The following is a 19,172-nucleotide window of genomic DNA, read 5'->3' as shown; positions in this document are numbered from 1 at the left end:
AAATTATATCTGCATTCCTGTTTCTATAGCTTTTATATTTAAATCTACAAATTTTTCTTTTACATTTTCTCTAACTGCCTTTTGCCAATCAACATTTTCTATACCTAATGCTTTTATAAGTCCACCTAGCATAACTATGTTCTGAGCTTTTATGTTTCCAAGTTTTGTAGCTTCATCTGCAGCTTTTATTACTGTAACATCTTCACATAAAGATTTTATCTTTTCTATTACTCCTTCAGGATATCTTTCTTTTCCTGCTATTACTGTTGCAGAAGGTATTTCGTAATCATTTATAACTATTTTTCCATCAGGTTTTAGATAATCTATCCATCTTAAAGCTTCTATTTTTTCAAATGCAACTATAACATCTGCTTGACCTTTTCCTATTATAGGTGAATGTACTTTTTGACCGTATCTTACCTGAGTTGTTACACTTCCGCCCCTTTGTGCCATTCCATGAACTTCTGACATTTTAACATCATATCCTGCATCTATTAATCCTGTTGTAAGTATTTTTGATGCTAATATTATTCCTTGGCCTCCAACTCCTACTAATAAAACATTTTTTATATCTTTCATATTATTCACCTACCCTTTCTATCGCATCAAACGGACATACTTGAGCACAAACAGAACATCCAACACACATATCTTTATTTATTTTTACTGTATCAGTATAAGATAAAGCAGGACAACCTGTTTTTAAACATAACTTACACACTTTGCACTTATCTTGCACTACTTTATATAGTGAAGGTTTGCAACCAAATTCTCTAACATCTTCTTCTGAAAACTTCTTAAGAACGCAAGGATATTTAGTTACAATTACTGTAGGTTCAGTAGCCTCTAATGCTTTATCTAAAGCCTCTTGGGTTTGTTTAATATCAAGTGGGTTTACTACCATAACATTTTTTACTCCTATAGCTTCGCAAAGCTTAGGTATATCTATTGCTACTGTTTTTTCTCCCATCAAAGTATATCCTGTTCCTGGATTTTCTTGATGTCCTGTCATTCCAGTTATTCTATTGTCAAGAATTACTGTAACAGCATTGCCTTTATTATAAACAATATCTATTAAGCTTGTTATTCCAGAATGGAAGAATGTAGAATCTCCTATCACTCCTACTACTTTCTTATTTACACCATTAACCTCAAACGCCTTTTGAGCTCCATGTCCTGCACTTATAGATGCCCCCATACAAATACAAGTATCCATAGCATTAAGAGGTTCTGAAGATCCTAATGTATAACATCCTATATCCCCTGTTATCATTACATTTTTCTTTTTAGATAAAACGTGGAAAAATCCTCTGTGTGGACATCCTGCACATAGTGTAGGTGGTCTTGATATAATGTCTTCTTGAAGTTTATCTAGATTTCTTATCATAGTAGTTTCTTTTCCTAAAAGAGATTTAGCTATTATATCTGGATTTAATTCTCCTATTCTTGTTATTTTTTCTTTTCCTATACAGTCTATACCGTAAGCTTTTATTTGTTCTTCTATATAAGGTTCAAGCTCTTCTATTACATATAAAGTTTCTACTTGATTTCTAAATTCTTGTATCTTTTTAAACGGAAGCGGATGAGTAAATCCTAATTTTAAGTAAGAAGCATTATCTCCAAATACTTCCTTAGCATACTCATAAGCTACTCCTGAAGCTATGATTCCTATTTTTTTATCTCCCCACTCAATTCTATTTAGATGAGTATTGTTACTGAATTCTTCTAACTTTTTCAATTTGTCCTCTAAAACAACATGAAGCTTTTTACCATTGGCAGGAGTTGCAACAAATTTACTTATATTCCTTACATATGGTTTTATAGGTACATTTTCTCTTTCTTTTAACTCTACCATTCCTTTTGAGTGGCATATTCTAGTTGTTACCCTTAAAAGAACAGGAGTGTCAAACTCTTCTGATATTTTTAAAGCTTCTGCCACAAAATCTTTAGCTTCTTGGCTATCACTTGGCTCTAGCATAGCTATTTTTGCAAATTTTGCATAATATCTATTATCCTGCTCATTCTGTGATGAGTGCATTCCTGGGTCATCAGCTGAAACTAAAACTAACCCTCCATTTACACCCGTATATCCATATGTCATAAGTGCATCTGCTGCTACGTTAACTCCTACATGTTTCATTGCCGCAAGTGCTCTAGCTCCTGCTATTGATGCACCTATTGCCACCTCTAAAGATACCTTTTCATTTGGAGCCCACTCACAATAAACACTATCTTTGTATTGAGCCATATTCTCTAGTATCTCTGTTGAAGGTGTTCCTGGGTATGCTGATGCTACAGTTCCACCAGCTTCATAAAAACCTCTAGCAATAGCTTCATTACCTGTCATTAGCTTTTTCATACTATTTCCCCCTTATTTATAATTTGCAATTAATGCCCCTAAAGCTATAGAATAAAGTTTTGACTGAGCATCATCAGCTCTAGATACTAACACAACTGGAGCTTTAGCTCCCATTATTATTCCTGCTGACTTTGCATTTGCCATATATGTTAGGCTCTTTCCAACTCCATTTCCTACTTCTATATTTGGAACAAGTATTATATCAACGTCTCCCGAAACTTCACTTTTAAAATTCTTAATTTGAGCTGCCTCTTTTGAAACAGCTAAATCAAATGCAAGTGGTCCTTCAACTATAACTCCTTGACCAAACTCTCCATTTTGTCCTTTTTCTTCAAGAGCTGCTGCATCTACTGTTGCTACCATCTTTTCACTTACTTTTTCCTTTGCAGCAAGACAAGCAACTTTAACTTCTTCTAATCCTAAAGCTTTTGCTCCTTTTACTGCATTTTTTAGTATTTTTGCCTTTTCTTCTAGATTAGGACTTATATTCATTCCTCCATCTGTTAAGAAAAGAAGTTTATGATAAGTAGGAACTTCATACACCATTAAATGACTAAGTAAACTGTCTGTTCTTAGACCATATTCTTTATCTAATACAGCCTTTAACAATATAGATGTATCTAGTATACCTTTCATCACAAAATCTGCTTGGCCATTTGATACTAACATTACAGATTTTTGAGCAGCTAAAAAGTAATCCTTTTCATCTATTATACAAATGCCATCTAGACTTTCACCTAAATCATTTGCTATTTTATTTATTTTTTCTAAATCTCCTACTAATATAGGTTCAACTATACCTTGTTTTCTAGCACTAAATACAGACTCTAATACTTCTATATCTTCAGCTGCAGCTACTGCAAGTTTCATGGTAGGTAAATCCTTAACTTTTTTAATGATTTCATCTAGTTTTCTCACAACTACCACCTCTCTTAAAGTTGAAATTTGTCTTTTTATATCATCTTTATTTAATATATTCTATACAAGAAAACTTTTTCCTCTTATGAAATTGTTTTTTCATTCTACAATTTAAGTATATAATTTTTTAACAATTTTAGAACAAAGTCTTCCTTTACAACATGAAAAAAGTAGATTGGAAAACTCCAATCTACTCAAATTTACTTAACTCTTTCAAGCATGATATAGTTATTTCATCATTTGGATCTAGTTCATATGCTCTTTGTATATACTCACTTGCCTTTTCAATATTGTTAATTTGTAGATAAACCATACCTAAATTGCATAAAAGTTCAGATTGCTCCCCTAATATTTCTATAGATTTTTCGTAATATTCAATAGCTTTATCATACTTTCCTAGTACAGCATTACAAAGCCCTATCTCAGCTAGAGTATCAGCTTGGTTAGGGTTTATTGCCAATACTTTTTCAAAATATTCAATGGCTTTATTTATATCATTTAGCTGTCTATATGCAAGACCTATAAAAAATAGTAAATTCCACCAATCTGAATAATTCTGTGTTAATGGAAGTAATTTTTCAAGACCTCTTTGTGCTTGTCCATTAAGTACTAAATTATAGCCTTCTTCATAATCTACTTTGTATTGTATCTTATTAAGATGTTCTTTTAGTTCTTGAGTTTTGTCATCATCTAATCCGGTTTCAATGGCCTTTTCCCATGTAAGTTTAGCTTTTACATACTGTTTCTGATTGTGATAGTGATATCCTAGCTGATAATAAGCTAGAGAAAAATTTTCTTCTATATCTATTATTGTTTCTAGCTTATCTAGCGCTTCTAGTAAATAGTCATTCATTTTTTCTGTTTGCCTTGTTTTTTCATAGCTTCTAGCTATATCTTGACAAATTATCGCATAGTTATAAAGAGCATTTATATTTTCCTTATTTAGTGTTATTAATGCTTTAAAATATATTAAACTGTCTATAAACTTTTTATCATGGGCTTTTTTTACTCCTACATGCCCGATATAATCTTCTATTTTACTATCAAATGCGTATAAAAACTTTTTATATTCCTCATTATATCTAAAGCTGTGGTCTATACCTATTATATATATCATTCCCCTAGCTATTGAAGCTAGTGTGAGTGGCTCTTTTTTTTCTTTTATATTCTTTACGAGTTCTTCATTTAATATAGGTACATCTATACCTTCATTAGGAATCTTATATCCTTTTAAATTTAATTCTGCATTTGACTTTATAGTCAAAAATGATACATTTTGTGTATTTTTAAGCAAATACTTATCTATCCTAAACCTCATTTTCCACCTCCTAAATTTCTACTTTATATGATTTAGACTTTTCAAATACTTTTTTATCTACATCATAGACAAATAAAATAGTTGTTATATCTTCATTTAATTTTTCATATATGTTATCTTTTAGTTTTAAAATATTATACTTGAAAAGTTCAAAACTTACATTTTTAATTATAGATTTAGCCGGCAAACCTTTATATTTAGGTAAGAACTTGTGTACGTTTTCATCTGACTGCAAAAATTTGTGACATCTATCTTTAAAGTCTTCTATATTTATTTGTTCAAAAAAGCTAGGTATATTTGATGTTTTTCCTAAAGAAAGATAATCATACTTTAAAACTTCTTTAAATAGTTCTACATTTTTACCTATTTTTTCTCTGTAAAAGTAAAAAAATATTTTATATTGATCATTTTTTCCTTGGGAAGTTTTAAAATAATCATTTTCATTCCAATAATTAGATAAATCTTCAAAAAATTTAAAAGCATCGTCACCGTAATAATTTTTTATAACATACATTACAGATAAAATAAAGTTTTTCGAATTAAAATATATTTCTAGTATTTCCTCTATATCTTTTATTTTTAGAATCTTATCATATGTTATATAATTATTTGATAAAACCTCATATGGAGGATAATCCTTATATTTATATCCGTGTTTTTTAGCTTCTTTTCTTACTCCTGAACCTTTTAACATTTTTAAAAAACCTAATTGTAATTTTTCTATATCTAAATTAAAAACCATATTAAAAGATCTTTTAAAACTTTCATAATCTTCATAAGGAAGTCCAGCTATCAAATCCAGGTGTTGATGTATATTTTTAAAACTTGAGATTTTTTTTACTACATATGAGAGTTTTTCAAAATCGAACTGTCTTTGAATTTCTTTTAGTGTGTCTTTATTAGTAGATTGAACTCCTATTTCAAATTGAAATAATCCTTCCTTGCATTTAGATAAAAACTGTAGCATCTGATCATCTATAAGATGAGCTGTAACTTCAAAATGAAAGTTTGTATATCCATTATCATTTTCTAAAAGAAAATTCATTATATCAAGAGCATATTCTTTGTTTGCATTAAAAGTCCTATCTATAAACTTTACTTGCTTTACTTTCGCATCTATAAGAACTTTTAACTCTTTTTTTACCCTTTCTATATCAAAAAATCTAAGTCCCTTTATAGTAGATGATAAGCAATATTGACAGTTAAAAGGACAACCTCTTGATGTTTCATAATAAACTATTTTATTTTCATATTCTTTTTTATCTATATTTTTATATATAGTTGGTATTAAGTTAAGGTCTTTTAAAAGCTCTCTTTCTTTATTTATAATTACATTTTCCTTTTTTCTATAAACAATACCATCAATATCTTTTATATCTTTATCTTTTAAGATATATTTAACAAATTCTCTAAATGTTTCTTCTCCTTCTCCATATATTATATAATCTATAAAGCTATTGTTTTTCATTATTTCATCATAATCATAGGAAACTTCTGGTCCACCTAATAATATCTTGATATGAGGGCTTACTTTTTTTATTGAGCTAGCTATTTTTAATGTTTCCTCTATATTCCATATATAAGTTGAAAATCCTATTACCGAATAATCTTCTTTGTATATATCTTTTAATATATAATCTATAGTGTTATTTATCGTATACTCTTTTATGTCTACCTGTATCAAATCTTTAACATAAGCTTTTAAATACCTTATTGCAAGATTTGTATGAACAAACTTAGAATTTAGCGTTGTAAGTAGTATTTTCAAATAAATCATCCTTTCTTTTGCATCAATATATATTATCACAAAACTAAATATATATTCAACACAGTAATATTTATCCATTTGAAATACATTATCATGTATTGTAATATAAATATATCTTTTTATTTTCGGAGGCTAAATATGTTAGTTCAGACTCATAAAATAATATCTCATCACATTTATACAAATATAAAGAATGAGTTAAATATAGACCTTAACAAAAAATTTTTAATGTATGGATCTATGAAGCCTGATATAGCTTTAAGTTTAGCACTAAGAAAGCACTATAAAAATGAAAATTTAGACTTTGTTATTGATCAAATACTATCCTTAACTGAGGAAGGTCTAAATGAAAACTTTATTTCTATAAATAAGTTTTCTACTAAATTAGGAATTATAACTCATTTTTTATCTGATTTTTTCTGTCTCCCTCACTCTAATAGGGAATATTACCACGATAAGTTAATACAGCATTTAAACTATGAAAATAAACTTCACTCTAAATTTAAAAATCTTAATTTATTATATAAAATAAAAGTTCCTTATGTAAAAGATGTGAATAAAGAAAATATAAAACTAGTAATAGATGAATTATATGATGAATATATAAATAATTCACAAGGATTTGAAAATGATATTAAGCATTCAATCAATATATCTTCTGTCATAGGAATTATAATAATAAAAAATTCGATTGTATTGTCTCATGCTAATGCCTTAGCTTAAAAAGTTAAAATTTTAAGAAGGTTTTTATCTAATTTTATAGAAATTTATATTAATATATCAAACAATGACGGAAGGAGTTTTTTAAATGGATCAATTCGATAAAATATCTATAAATCAAATATCAAAAAGAGATATGCTTCTTATACTAAAAGCATTAGAATATACATTTGAAAATACTAAAATTGAAGAATTTAAAGATTTAAAAAATGATATTCTTCAAGAGTTATGCTTTTTATCTGAAAAAACAGAAGAGGAGTTTCTTAAATCTTTAGAATAAATTTAAAAGAGCCGCTAGGCTCTTTTAAATTTAAAACTATATTCTCCTGACTTTGAAAGTACTTTTATATATAAAATATCATTTTCTAATTTCTTATCGATTACTTTTATGTTGTTAAGTATCGGATTATATATAGTATCCCCTACATTTAGTTTTATTAAATCTTTTGGATTTACTTTTTCGTTGTATATTTTTTTATTTATTTCATATTTTCTAAGTCTTAATATATATTGAGAAAGTGAATTGATAAAAGAAAACCCTTCAATGTTTTTGTTATCAAGTTTAAATCCTAAAATCCCAAGTATAGAATTTTTTATACTTTTGAGTTCCTCAAGTTCCTCATTGTAATCTTGTATATACACTTGATATAAAACTCTTAAAATTCCATCTATTATATTTTCTTCTTTTATAAGGCTTATATCTTGTTTTAAAAATCTATCAAGCTTTTGCAGTACATATATTTTGCATTTATTAAAATTTATAATATCAATATCATCTATATTAAATTCTATAATATACTCTTTCAGTTTAGATATAATATCACTAATATTACTATCTTTATCTTTTATTATACTGTGAATTATATAATTATATATAATCCCTGAAAATACATATTCGTATTTATCAGTATAAAACCTTATATTATTTATAACTTCTTCTTCACACTTTTTAAAATTTGTGTTGCAAAGTATTATTGGAAGTATATAGTTAAGATTATATATAGATTTATTATTTTTTTCTCCATAATATTTATAAAGCAATAATTCATCTTTAAGTCTATTGTAATCTATATAGTTTAATTTGTTGCTTTTATCATCAATTATTGACTTTGTATTTAAAACTATCATATCTTTAAGATATTTACTTTCACATAAAAAAGCATATATAAAAGAATTCCTTATTCTTTCTTCCATAAACAATTCTCCTATTCATATGAAAATGAAAAAAAAATAGCAGCTCATAGCTGCTATATGATGGGGGGGTAATAACACTGTAGCGTTTACTACAATGTTTTACATTTTATTTCATGACTTTATTATATAATATTTGTTTTTTAGATGTAAACACTTATTTTTCGACAAACTACATTCTTTCAGGTGCAGCTATACCTAATAATGAAAGAGCATTTTTTATAGTTTGCTTAGTTGCCTTAACTAATGCAAGTCTTGCTTTTCTTATGTTTTCATCTTCTACTATTATTGCATTATCGTGATAGAATTTATTGAATGCTTGAGATAAATCTACAACATATCTAGCTACTATATGAGGTTCATTTTTTCTCATAGCATCTACTACTGCTTTGTTAAATCCAGATAATATAGTTATAACATTTATAGCATCATCATCTGTTAGTAAGTCAAAGTCTATATCTTCTGTTACTTGTTCATTCGCTTTTCTTAATAAAGAGCAAGTTCTAACATGCGTATACTGAACATATGGCCCTGTCTCTCCATCAAAGTTTAGCGTTCTTTCCCAAGAGAATGTGTAATCTTTTATTCTGTTGTTAGATAGTTCTTGGAATACAACTGCTCCTATTCCAACTTGTTTTGCAACTTCATCTATATTTTCAAGATTAGGATTTTTTTCTTTTATGATATCTTTAGTTGTTTGTATAGCTTTATTTAATACATCTTCTAAGAATACTACTCTTCCTTTTCTTGTAGCTATTGTTCCTTCTTCTAAACTTACAAGTCCAAAAGGAACATGAATACAATCTTTTGCCCAATCAAATCCCATAAGTTCTATAACTTTGAACCATTGTTGGAAATGAAGGTTTTGCTGAGATGCCACTACATATATGTTTTTATAAAAATCATAGTGTTCTTTTCTGTATAAAGCAGCTGTAATATCTCTTGTTATATAAAGCGTTGATCCATCACTTTTCTTTATTAGTGCTGGAGGCATTTTGTAATCCTCAAGATCTACTATTAATGCTCCTTTTGATTCTTTTAGTATATTTTTTTCTTTCATTATTTCTATTACCCTATCCATCTTGTCTGAATAGAAACTTTCCCCTGCATACGAATCAAATTTTATGTTTAGCATATCGTAAACTCTATTGAATTCTTCTAAACTAACATCTCTAAACCATTGCCATAATCTAGTAGCTTCCTCATCTTTTTCTTCTAACTTCTTAAACCATTCTCTTCCCTCATCTTCTAAAGAAGGGTCTTTTTCTGCTTCTTCATGGAACTTAATGTATAGCTTTAAAAGAGTAGGTATTGGCTCTTTCTTAACTTCTTCTTCACTTCCCCATTTTTTAAATGCTACTATTAATTTACCAAATTGAGTCCCATAATCTCCTAGATGGTTTATACTTATAGTTTCATATCCTAAAAATTTATATATTTTTTCTAGTGAGTTTCCTATTACTGTACTTCTTATATGTCCTATATGGAATGGCTTTGCTATATTAGGAGATGAAAATTCTACTATTACTTTCTTACCTTGTCCTATATTGCTACTTCCATATTGATCTTTTTTGTCTAAAATTTCTTTTATAACTGTTTGCGCTAGCTGTTTTTTATTTACGAAAAAGTTTATATATCCTCCTAAAACATTTATACTTTCTATAGACTCTGTATTTTGTAATTTAGATGATATTTCTTGAGCGATTATATTTGGAGATTTTCTATATACTTTAGCTAATTTAAAACAAGGGAAAGCATAATCTCCCATTTCTTTATTTGGTGGAACTTCTATTAGAGAAATAATCTCTTCTAAAGTCATTTCTTGAACTTGACTAGAAATATTTTCAGCAATTTCTAATTTAAAGTCCTTCATATATATACCTCCTAGTTATTTAATTTACATCTATATTATTTTGAAACAAAAAATCTCGTCTCTAAAGTTAAGAGACGAGATTTTATCCCGTGTTGCCACTCTTATTGGCTATAAAGCCCTCTCATAAACCTTTAACGCAGGTAAATACGTATTTTCTTACTACTACTTCAGAAAATATCCTCAAGAGTTCTTTTCTGTATAGACTACTACTAGACTCACACCAACTCTAGCTCGCTGAAAATAGTTACTATACATACTCTCTCTTTCATAGGATTTTGTATATTTTCATTCATATATGTTAGCATACATTTTAAATATTGAAAATACCTTTGTTTAAGTTTACTATTTTGTTTTTATCTATAGATTTTATATCTTTACAGCCTGTTAATATCATAGCTTGTTTTAACTCATTTTTAAAGTTATCTATAATCAACTTAACTCCATCATCATATCCTCCATAAGCTCCCCATATTATAGGTCTAGCACAAAGAACGGCATCTGCACCAAGAGCTATATACTTTAATATATCTGCTCCTTCTCTTACATTACCATCAGCTAATATAGTTACTTTGCCTTTAACCTCTTTAGCTATATCCTCAAGAACATCAGAAGGTGCTAAACAATTATTAAGTACTCTTCCCCCATGATTAGAAACAACTATAGCTGATGCTCCAGCTTCAACTGCTAAAACCGCATCTTCTACACACATTATTCCTTTTATTATAAATGGAAGATTTGTAGATGAAGTTAATTCTTTTAATTCTTCTAATGTCTTTGGACCCACTGGCTGTCCATTCAAAGCCATAGTTATAAGTCCTGCTCCATCTATGTCTATTCCTACAGCCAACGCACCAGATTCTTCTGCTTTTTTTATATTTTCTATAATCTTACTGTTTTCTCTAGGCTTTATTATAGCTATTCCTTTTCCATTTGCCTTTTTTATACTGTTTAATCCTGCTATATAAAAATCTGGATTTGCACTATCTCCTGTCATAGCTATTGTCCCTGCTTTTATACTCCCCATAACTGCTGCATCTGAGTATTCTTGTTCAGTTAAATATCCACCCATATTTATTGAACTTCCCGTTACAGGAGCAGTTATCAAAGGTAAATCTATTTTAGTTTTAAATATCTCAACAGATGTATCTGGATCTTTAGCATCGTGTATAGTCTTTAGTACTAATTTTATATTTCTTAAACTTTCATAATTTCTTTTGAAGGATTCTCCACTTCCACATCCTCCCATTCCAGGTACTTCTCCTGCACAAGCTACTCCATTACATTCCTTACAAACTCTACAATACCCTTTCATTCTTTCTCTTGCTAAATTTTTTACATCTTTTAGATTCATAACTATGTCTCCCCCTTAAAAATCATTCTCATTTTTTAAGTTTATTCCTTTACTTTTTAAAATAAATGCTGTAACTCCACATCCATCTTTTAAATTTCCACTAAATGTTCCGTCATAAATCTGTCTTACTCCACAAGATGGACTTTTTTCTTTTAGTATAGCTTCTTTGCAGTTAAAATCTTGGGCTATTTTTAGTGTTTCATATGCTCCTTTTATAAAATTTTCTGTTACATCTTCACCATTTTTATTTAATACCTTAGATTTGTTTTCGAGTACATCTTGCCCACATCCACTAATTATTTCACATGCAACTCTAGGAGTTGTAAGCCCTCCTAACTGTTCTGGACAAACCATTATGAACCTTTTATCTTTTAGATAATCAATAATCTTTTGATTTTTGTTATTTTTCCCATTATATTTACAGTTAACCCCTAAAAGACACGCTGATACTAATATCAACTAAATCACTCCTATTTTAATTGTACTATTGTAACTCCAGCGCCACCTTCACCATATACTCCATCTCTAAAATCTTTTACATGCTTATGTTTTTTTAACATTTGTTTTATTCCATTTTTTAAAACACCTGTACCTATCCCGTGTATTATAGTTACTTTATCAAGCCCTGCAAGGTACGAATCATCAAGATATTTATCAACACATTCCATAGCTTCATCTAAATTCTTACCTCTTAGATCTATTTGAGTTTTTATATTAGAAGATTTAGATTTTAATATTTTTCCTGTACCAGTCTTTAACAATTCATTTTTCTTTGTATCTATTTTTTCTAAAGAAGTAAAAGGTAAATTCATCTTCATTATCCCTATTTGAACTAAAGCTTCTTTTTTGTTATTATCTATTGATAATATTGTTCCTTGCTGATTTAATGTTACAACTTTAACTTCATCTCCTATCTTTATATCTTTTAATTCTTTTTTAGATACTTTAGGAACTATCATATCTTTAACACTTGTTTGAACACCTTTTAGGGATTGACTTAATTTAGCTTTAATATTTTCTATTTCTTTATTTGTATCCCTATTATATTCTTGTTCCTGTAATTTTTTCATTTGTTTTATTATATTATTTACTTCTTCTTTTGCACTGAGTATTATCTTTTGGGATTCTTTCTTAGCTTCTTGTATCATTTTTTCTTTATTTTCAGCTAATGCTTGTACTTTTTCTTCATAATCTTTTTTGAGATTTTCTAGTTCATCTCTTAATTTTTCTGCTTCTAATCTTTCTTTTTCTAATCTTATTTTATTTTCTTCTATATTCTGTAAAACTTCTTCAAATTCTATATTTTCCCTGCTTATTAGTTTTTTAGCATTTTCTATTATATATTCACTCAGTCCTAGCTTTCTAGATATTTCAAATGCATTAGACTTTCCTGGAATACCTATTAAAAGCTTATAAGTTGGACTTAAAGTTTCCACATCAAATTCAACTGAAGCATTTTCAACTCTAGGCTTTGTAAGTGCATAGTGCTTTAATTCACTGTAGTGAGTAGTTGCTACTGTTTTTACATTAAAATTATGTAAATAATCTAGTATGGCCATAGCTAGTGCTGCACCTTCAACTGGATCTGTTCCTGCTCCAAGTTCATCAAAGAGTACTAATGACTTATCTGTAACTTCATTTAATATATTCACTATATTTGTCATATGTGATGAAAAAGTAGATAAGCTTTGCTCTATACTCTGCTCATCTCCTATATCAGCAAATATGTTATCAAATACACTCATAATAGTCCCACAGTCTGCAGGTATATGAAGTCCACTTTGAATCATAAGTTGAAATAGGCCAACAGTTTTTAATGTAACAGTTTTTCCACCTGTATTTGGACCTGTTATTACTAATGTATCAAAGTCTTTACCTAACCATATATTTGTAGGTACTACTGACTGTTGGTCTAAAAGAGGGTGTCGCCCATTTTTTATATTTATATAACCTTTAGTATCTATTTTAGGACATATAGCCTTCATACTTATAGAAAGCTTACCTTTTGCGAATATAAAATCTAATTTACCTAATATTTCTTGGTTGGATATAAGGTTATCTGCAATAGACCCAACTTTATCTGATATTTCCTTTAATATTCTTTCTATTTCTTCTTTTTCTTTTATTTTAAGTTCTCTTAACTCATTGTTCATATTAACTATTACCATTGGTTCTATAAACAAAGTAGCTCCTGATGCTGACTGATCATGAACTATTCCTTCAACATTTGATCTGTATTCTTGCTTTACAGGAATTACAAATCTATCTGCCCTTATAGTTACTATGTTTTCTTGTAAATACTTTTGATAAGAACTTGAAGATATTATCGAATTAAGTTTTGATCTTATAGCTTCATTTTTTTGAACTATCTGCCTTCTTATACTTTTTAGCTGTGTGCTTGCATTATCTGATATTTCATTTTCATTTTCTATACTACTATATATTAAATCCTCTATGTCTTTAAATATATACAAAGATTCTATTAATGAATGTATTATCTCATAATTTGATTGTTCTTGTTCAGCTTTTATAAAGTTTTTTATAAGTCTTGCACATCTTATTGTATCTGCTACCATTAAAAGCTGTTTAGGATCTAAGGTAGATCCTATACTTGCTTTTTTTACTATAGTTTTTATGTCATGTAACCCTTCTAGAGGGACTGATCTTTTTTTTATAAGAATACTTTCTGCTTGACTAGTTTCATCTAGCATTGATAATACTTCATCATAACTTGAAGAAGGCTTTAAATTTTCGATATAATTTAAACCCAAGGAAGATACTACTTTTTCTTTTAACATATCCATTATTTTGTTATACTCTAAAACTCTTAGTGTTTTCTCGTTCATAACTCCCTCCAAAAACTAAATATAGAAAAAGAAAGTCCTTAGGCTTTACATATATTCTACTAATAAAACTGCTAAATCATCTTTTCTTTTATTTGTTATGAAACTATTTACTTCCTTTTCTATATTCTGTATTGTATTTTTACTATCTTTTTTTATAATGTCTATTAATCTATTTAGTCCAAACTCTTCACCTTTATTATTTCTATTTTCTATTAAACCGTCCGTATAAAACAGTATTTTATCTCCTTTTGATATATTTATAGTGTTATCTTCGTACTCGACTTTATCAAAAAGAGGAGATATTAAATTTCCACTTGTCTTTAATAGTTTTACATCTTTTTCATTAAAAAGTATAGGAAATGTATTGTGTCCTGCATTAGCATATTTCAATGTTCCATCTTTTTTATCTAAAATTGCAAAAAATATAGTTACATACTTATCATAATCTAATTTTAGCTCTAAAAAATTCTTATGCAATCTTTCTAATGCTTTACTTGGAGTTAAACTGCTTTTACAACCACACCTCATCATTTGTCTTACAAACATCGTAAGCATTGAAGCTTCAATTCCATGTCCTACTACATCACTTATATACATTCCTATTTTATTGTCATCTATTTTAAATATATCAAATATATCTCCCCCTAAATCTTCAGAAGGATTATATATATAGTCTATATTGACATTTTCGAAATTTCCCTTATCTGGAAGCATATTTTTCTGAATAGTCCTAGCAAATTCTAAGTCTTTGTTTATCTTATTATTTTTCTCTATTATCTGTTTTTTCAATTTTTTATCTTCAGTTATATCTCTAAATACTTCAACTACTGCATATATATTACCATCTATATCTTTAATAGGAGAGCTTATAACTGAGAAAATTCTATCTCCTACTATTTCTTCCTTTACATTTGTTGCTCCTGTTTTTATAGTTTTTTGAGCAACACAGTCTTCACACATACATTTTCTTCCTAAAGAGTAATAACAACTAGATCCTATTAGTTGCTCTCCTACAGCTTCTTTCATATGTTTATTTGCATAAATTACAGTTCCGGTGTTATCTATAACCCTTACCCAATCTATCATACCATTTAATATATCTTCTATAAAATTTTTATGAAACTTTACACTAGATATACCTAAAGTCTTAGCTAACATATACTCTCCTCCTTTTAAAGGAAATCATACTATTATTATATCACTTCTAGCCAATGCATACAAATTTACTCTACCCCCCTAAAATAATGTCCATTTGTTATTTGAAGTTGCTTTAAATTGTTATATATATTTTCACATTCCTTTGTAAGTTTAAAATTATTTTTTAATAAAACTGTATACATTCTTACTATATCTTTTGCAGTTTTTTCATCTTCATTTGTAAAATCTATTCTAAAAACATTTACTCCACTATTTTGTATCTTATCAACATCATTAACAACACATAATATCTTTGAATTATATATTATACCTCTTTTAAATTCATCTTCAGATATTGGAAATACCTCTCCTTTTTGATCTTTTAATCCATATGAGTGTTTATCACATTTATCACAATCTATTAAATTTCTTCCTGGACAATACTCTGAAATCATAAGAGGTATTCTTGCATACACTAATCCTTCTATATCAATATTAAAACTGCTATTTAAAGATTGTTTTATTTCACTTATATTAAGCTCTGGAGATATACATATAGACTTTACATTTTCAGATTCTAAATATTTTATGCAGTGTGAGTTAAATATGTTTAAGAAATAATCTGCATGTATATTAAATTTTTGTTTAAATTTATTAATACTTCCTAGATTGCTTACCTGAATATCACTTATGTCTATATTTAAAAGTTTATTTATAGTACTATATTGATCATTTCTTATAATTCTAGGTAAACTATATGCTATTTTTTTATCTTTTGCTTTGCAAATTTCTATAGCTTTTTGTATATCTTTTAAATTATCAAAGTATATAAGATCTATATCTTCATCTATTATAGCTTTTAACTGATTTATAGTTTTTACTTTCACTCTAAGTTTTGTATCTTTTGTATAGTTTTTGTATTCACTATCAAAATTAAAATTTATATTTATATCTTTTCTTTTGTTTATGTTAGCTCTTTTCTCATTTAGCTCTTTTATAGCTACTCTTCTCATTTCATTTAATACACTTATAGGTATTGCTACATCTTCATCTTTGTTAATATCTATCTTTTGTGCATAATAAGGTGTATTTTTAAGCTTTGATAATTGATTTTTTATTTTTTCGTTACTTATAGGCACATTAATAGCTTTTTCAGCCTTCTTTTCTGAAGTAATTGTAACTTTATTTTTTCTATTATCCACTACTGTAAGTTTAACATAATCATCTATATTTATATTTATATCGATATAAATAGGAATTTTTTTATTTTCTATATCATTTTCATAACTTTTTCTAGCCTTATCTAAAAGATAACTATCAAGAGTTTTATAAACTTTCTCACCTTTTTTAACATTTGTAATAAAATCAAGTTTTACTATACTACCAGCATAAGCTTTATCTACAACCTTATCTCCTAATATAATTCTCCCTATATTTCCGCCACCTAAACTTATTCCATCGCCTTTTCTTAATGTATTTTCAAGCTTTATAGTAACCTTTTTAGCTTTTTTATCATAATCTAATACCTTTCCTATATATAAACCTATATTATTAGGTTTTTTAGTGTTCATAATATCTTTACTAGTTTGTTTAAGGATATACCCTTTAGTAAATTCTCTATTAAATATAGAGTATAGATCATCCTTAATTTCATCTTTTATATATAATTTATTATCTTTAATATAATTATCTATAACTTGTCTGTATGCACTAACTACTATTGCTACATACTCTGGTCTTTTCATTCTTCCTTCTATTTTTAAAGATACTGCTTTAGAATTTATTATTTTATCTATATTCTCTATTGTATTTAAGTCTTTAGGACTTAATAAATATTTTCCTCTACCATGATCTATTCTTTTTAATGTTTTTAAATTTACAAGGTCATACTCTTTTCTACATGGCTGTGCGCATCTTCCTCTATTGCCTGATCTTCCTCCTATCATACTACTCATCAAACACTGTCCAGAATAACACACACATAAAGCTCCGTGGACAAATACCTCAAGTTCTATAAAGCTATTATCGCTAATGTATTTTATTTCATCTACTGTAAGTTCTCTTGCTAGTACTGCTCTAGAAAAGCCCATTTTTTCTAAATACTTAATATCTTCTATAGAATGTGCTACCATTTGAGTACTGGCATGAATTTCAAGATCAGGAAAATTATCTTTTATTATAGATGCAATACCTATATCTTGGATTATTAGAGCATCTACATCTATGTTATGTAAATACTTAACATAATCGATACACCTTTTTATTTCATTTTCTTTTATTAAAGTATTTAAAGCTACATATACCTTTACATCTCTTATATGAGCATACTCTATTGCCTCTTTTAAAGTTTTTCTATCAAAATTAGATGCATATGCCCTTGCACTAAATTCTTGCCCTCCTAGATATACTGCATCTGCTCCATTTTGTACTGCAGCTTTTAAAGCATCAAATGATCCTGCTGGTGCTAGTAACTCTATATTTTTCAAGATACCATCTCCTAAATCTTTCTTTTTATTTTTTCTACTTCTCGTCTTAGGTTTATTAATTCTTGTTTTATTTCGTTAAATTTATCATCTAGGTACTTAGGACTTTGACCCTCTTTTATTATACCTAAATCTTTTCTTTTTAAAGGTTCTTCTTCTTCTTTTAATAGTACACTAAACTTTCCACATGCTTCAATTATAGCTTGATCTACTTCTTCTTCTTTTCTTATTCCTTTTTTTCTAAGTTCCTGAAGTAAATCTCTTTCATTAAACTTTTCCTTTTTCATATTATCAAATAAAAGTTTTCCATCTCTTATAAGATGCATAGGCTTTCCTTCTATTAACTCGCCTAGTTTTCTGCTTTTTAGTGCTATATAGGATACTATATTTTCAAGAAGTACTAGTATCATTAAAATTAATACAGCATCATGAAATGGAACTTCTTTATCGAGTGCAACAGTACTCATTATATGACCTACTCCTGTCATTAAGACTAAGTCAAATACTCCCAATTCTCCTACACTTCTTTTGCCCATAAGTCTTGCTACTGTAAGTGCTACAGCATATCCTCCCAATATCCTTACGGCATACATAATATCTGAATAAAAATCTTTCATATCATACATAACAAAACCTCCAGGTTTTTTTTTATTTTTCCCTGGAGGTATTTTCTTTTATTCTCTTTTTTCTAGCTCTACTATCTTCATTTGATAGTCATAAAGCCTATTTTGAAATACGCTTACAATTTCTTCTGCTTCTTTAATCCTTTTATCTTTTTCTTTTAACTGTTCTTCGAGTTGCTTATTCTTTTCTTCTAATTCACTTATTTGCTTGTTATACTGTAAAATTTGTTTTTGCATGTTTTCTATTTGTTCTTGTTTTAGTCTCACTTCTTCTTTCAAAGACTTTACTGTTGTATTAGCATCTTCAAGATTTTGAAGCGGTTTTTCTAGCTGTGCTTTTACATTGTCAAGTTCATAACTACACTTAAAAAGTTCATCCCCTATATTTAAACTAGTAAGTACAGCTATCATAGCAGTACTAAGTTTGGGGTTTATTCTAGCCACTTCCTGCATTTTTTCATCTACATAATTTGCTACTGTCAACAAATATTCTTTGGGTTCTGATCCGACCATAGTATATTCATGGCCATTTATCTTTACAGTAACCTTATTCACATTATCAGCCCCTCAGCTAATCCTATTTAA

The 19,172-nt window shown here is 28.1% G+C and carries 16 protein-coding genes and 1 other annotated feature; of the genes, 2 read left to right on the top strand and 14 right to left on the bottom strand.

Annotated features, from left to right (window positions below):
- Window positions 1-3 precede the first annotated feature (3 nt).
- The 5 genes from JWYL7_RS02395 to JWYL7_RS02375 all read right to left on the bottom strand — a co-directional run bounded on the left by JWYL7_RS02395 (window position 4) and on the right by JWYL7_RS02375 (window position 6,441).
- Entirely contained in the window at window positions 4-579 is a 576-nt protein-coding gene (locus JWYL7_RS02395; RefSeq protein ID WP_066068393.1) for an indolepyruvate oxidoreductase subunit beta, read from the bottom strand.
- Between the two features lies 1 nt (window position 580).
- The gene (gene iorA / locus JWYL7_RS02390; RefSeq protein WP_066068389.1) at window positions 581-2,359 is read right to left on the bottom strand and encodes an indolepyruvate ferredoxin oxidoreductase subunit alpha; all 1,779 of its coding nucleotides are present in this window, start codon (window positions 2,357-2,359) and stop codon (window positions 581-583) included.
- Window positions 2,360-2,371: 12 nt separating this feature from the next.
- Complete coding sequence (locus JWYL7_RS02385) at window positions 2,372-3,304, bottom strand: bifunctional enoyl-CoA hydratase/phosphate acetyltransferase (protein ID WP_072280155.1); 933 nt, start codon at window positions 3,302-3,304, stop codon at window positions 2,372-2,374.
- A gap of 163 nt (window positions 3,305-3,467) precedes the next feature.
- Window positions 3,468-4,595, bottom strand: coding sequence for a tetratricopeptide repeat protein (locus JWYL7_RS02380; protein ID WP_066068386.1), 1,128 nt, complete (start codon window positions 4,593-4,595; stop codon window positions 3,468-3,470).
- Between the two features lie 10 nt (window positions 4,596-4,605).
- Window positions 4,606-6,441, bottom strand: coding sequence for a B12-binding domain-containing radical SAM protein (locus JWYL7_RS02375; RefSeq protein ID WP_331722101.1), 1,836 nt, complete (start codon window positions 6,439-6,441; stop codon window positions 4,606-4,608).
- 60 nt (window positions 6,442-6,501) lie between these two features.
- Between JWYL7_RS02375 and JWYL7_RS02370 the strand changes: the two genes are divergently transcribed.
- Both JWYL7_RS02370 and JWYL7_RS02365 read left to right on the top strand, forming a co-directional pair.
- Window positions 6,502-7,086 (top strand): zinc dependent phospholipase C family protein, encoded by a 585-nt coding sequence (locus JWYL7_RS02370; protein ID WP_066068381.1) that lies wholly within the window; start codon window positions 6,502-6,504, stop codon window positions 7,084-7,086.
- Between the two features lie 85 nt (window positions 7,087-7,171).
- Window positions 7,172-7,363, top strand: coding sequence for a hypothetical protein (locus JWYL7_RS02365; protein WP_066068378.1), 192 nt, complete (start codon window positions 7,172-7,174; stop codon window positions 7,361-7,363).
- A gap of 14 nt (window positions 7,364-7,377) precedes the next feature.
- Here JWYL7_RS02365 and JWYL7_RS02360 read toward each other — a convergent pair whose 3' ends face one another.
- The 9 genes from JWYL7_RS02360 to JWYL7_RS02320 form a co-directional block, all read right to left on the bottom strand.
- A complete protein-coding gene (locus JWYL7_RS02360; protein ID WP_066068375.1) occupies window positions 7,378-8,277 on the bottom strand; it encodes a hypothetical protein in 900 nt (299 codons plus the stop codon).
- Window positions 8,278-8,446: 169 nt separating this feature from the next.
- Entirely contained in the window at window positions 8,447-10,147 is a 1,701-nt protein-coding gene (gene argS / locus JWYL7_RS02355; protein ID WP_066068372.1) for an arginine--tRNA ligase, read from the bottom strand.
- 67 nt (window positions 10,148-10,214) lie between these two features.
- Window positions 10,215-10,425, bottom strand: a binding site (T-box leader).
- A gap of 32 nt (window positions 10,426-10,457) precedes the next feature.
- Window positions 10,458-11,498 (bottom strand): alpha-hydroxy-acid oxidizing protein, encoded by a 1,041-nt coding sequence (locus JWYL7_RS02350; protein WP_066068369.1) that lies wholly within the window; start codon window positions 11,496-11,498, stop codon window positions 10,458-10,460.
- A gap of 15 nt (window positions 11,499-11,513) precedes the next feature.
- Window positions 11,514-11,957, bottom strand: coding sequence for a 2-thiouracil desulfurase family protein (locus JWYL7_RS02345; RefSeq protein ID WP_066068366.1), 444 nt, complete (start codon window positions 11,955-11,957; stop codon window positions 11,514-11,516).
- A gap of 11 nt (window positions 11,958-11,968) precedes the next feature.
- Entirely contained in the window at window positions 11,969-14,344 is a 2,376-nt protein-coding gene (locus JWYL7_RS02340; RefSeq protein WP_066068361.1) for an endonuclease MutS2, read from the bottom strand.
- A gap of 45 nt (window positions 14,345-14,389) precedes the next feature.
- Window positions 14,390-15,502 (bottom strand): SpoIIE family protein phosphatase, encoded by a 1,113-nt coding sequence (locus JWYL7_RS02335; RefSeq protein WP_066068358.1) that lies wholly within the window; start codon window positions 15,500-15,502, stop codon window positions 14,390-14,392.
- Window positions 15,503-15,567: 65 nt separating this feature from the next.
- Complete coding sequence (locus JWYL7_RS02330; RefSeq protein ID WP_066068355.1) at window positions 15,568-17,967, bottom strand: U32 family peptidase; 2,400 nt, start codon at window positions 17,965-17,967, stop codon at window positions 15,568-15,570.
- Window positions 17,968-17,978: 11 nt separating this feature from the next.
- Window positions 17,979-18,590 (bottom strand): DUF421 domain-containing protein, encoded by a 612-nt coding sequence (locus tag JWYL7_RS02325; protein WP_066068351.1) that lies wholly within the window; start codon window positions 18,588-18,590, stop codon window positions 17,979-17,981.
- Between the two features lie 48 nt (window positions 18,591-18,638).
- Entirely contained in the window at window positions 18,639-19,142 is a 504-nt protein-coding gene (locus tag JWYL7_RS02320) for a cell division protein ZapA (protein ID WP_066068347.1), read from the bottom strand.
- Window positions 19,143-19,172 lie beyond the last annotated feature (30 nt).

Origin of the sequence: Alkalithermobacter thermoalcaliphilus JW-YL-7 = DSM 7308 (assembly GCA_001584565.1) — a bacterium.
Taxonomy (GTDB): domain Bacteria; phylum Bacillota; class Clostridia; order Peptostreptococcales; family Peptostreptococcaceae; genus Alkalithermobacter; species Alkalithermobacter thermoalcaliphilus.
This window is presented reverse-complemented; position numbering and strand designations above follow the sequence as displayed.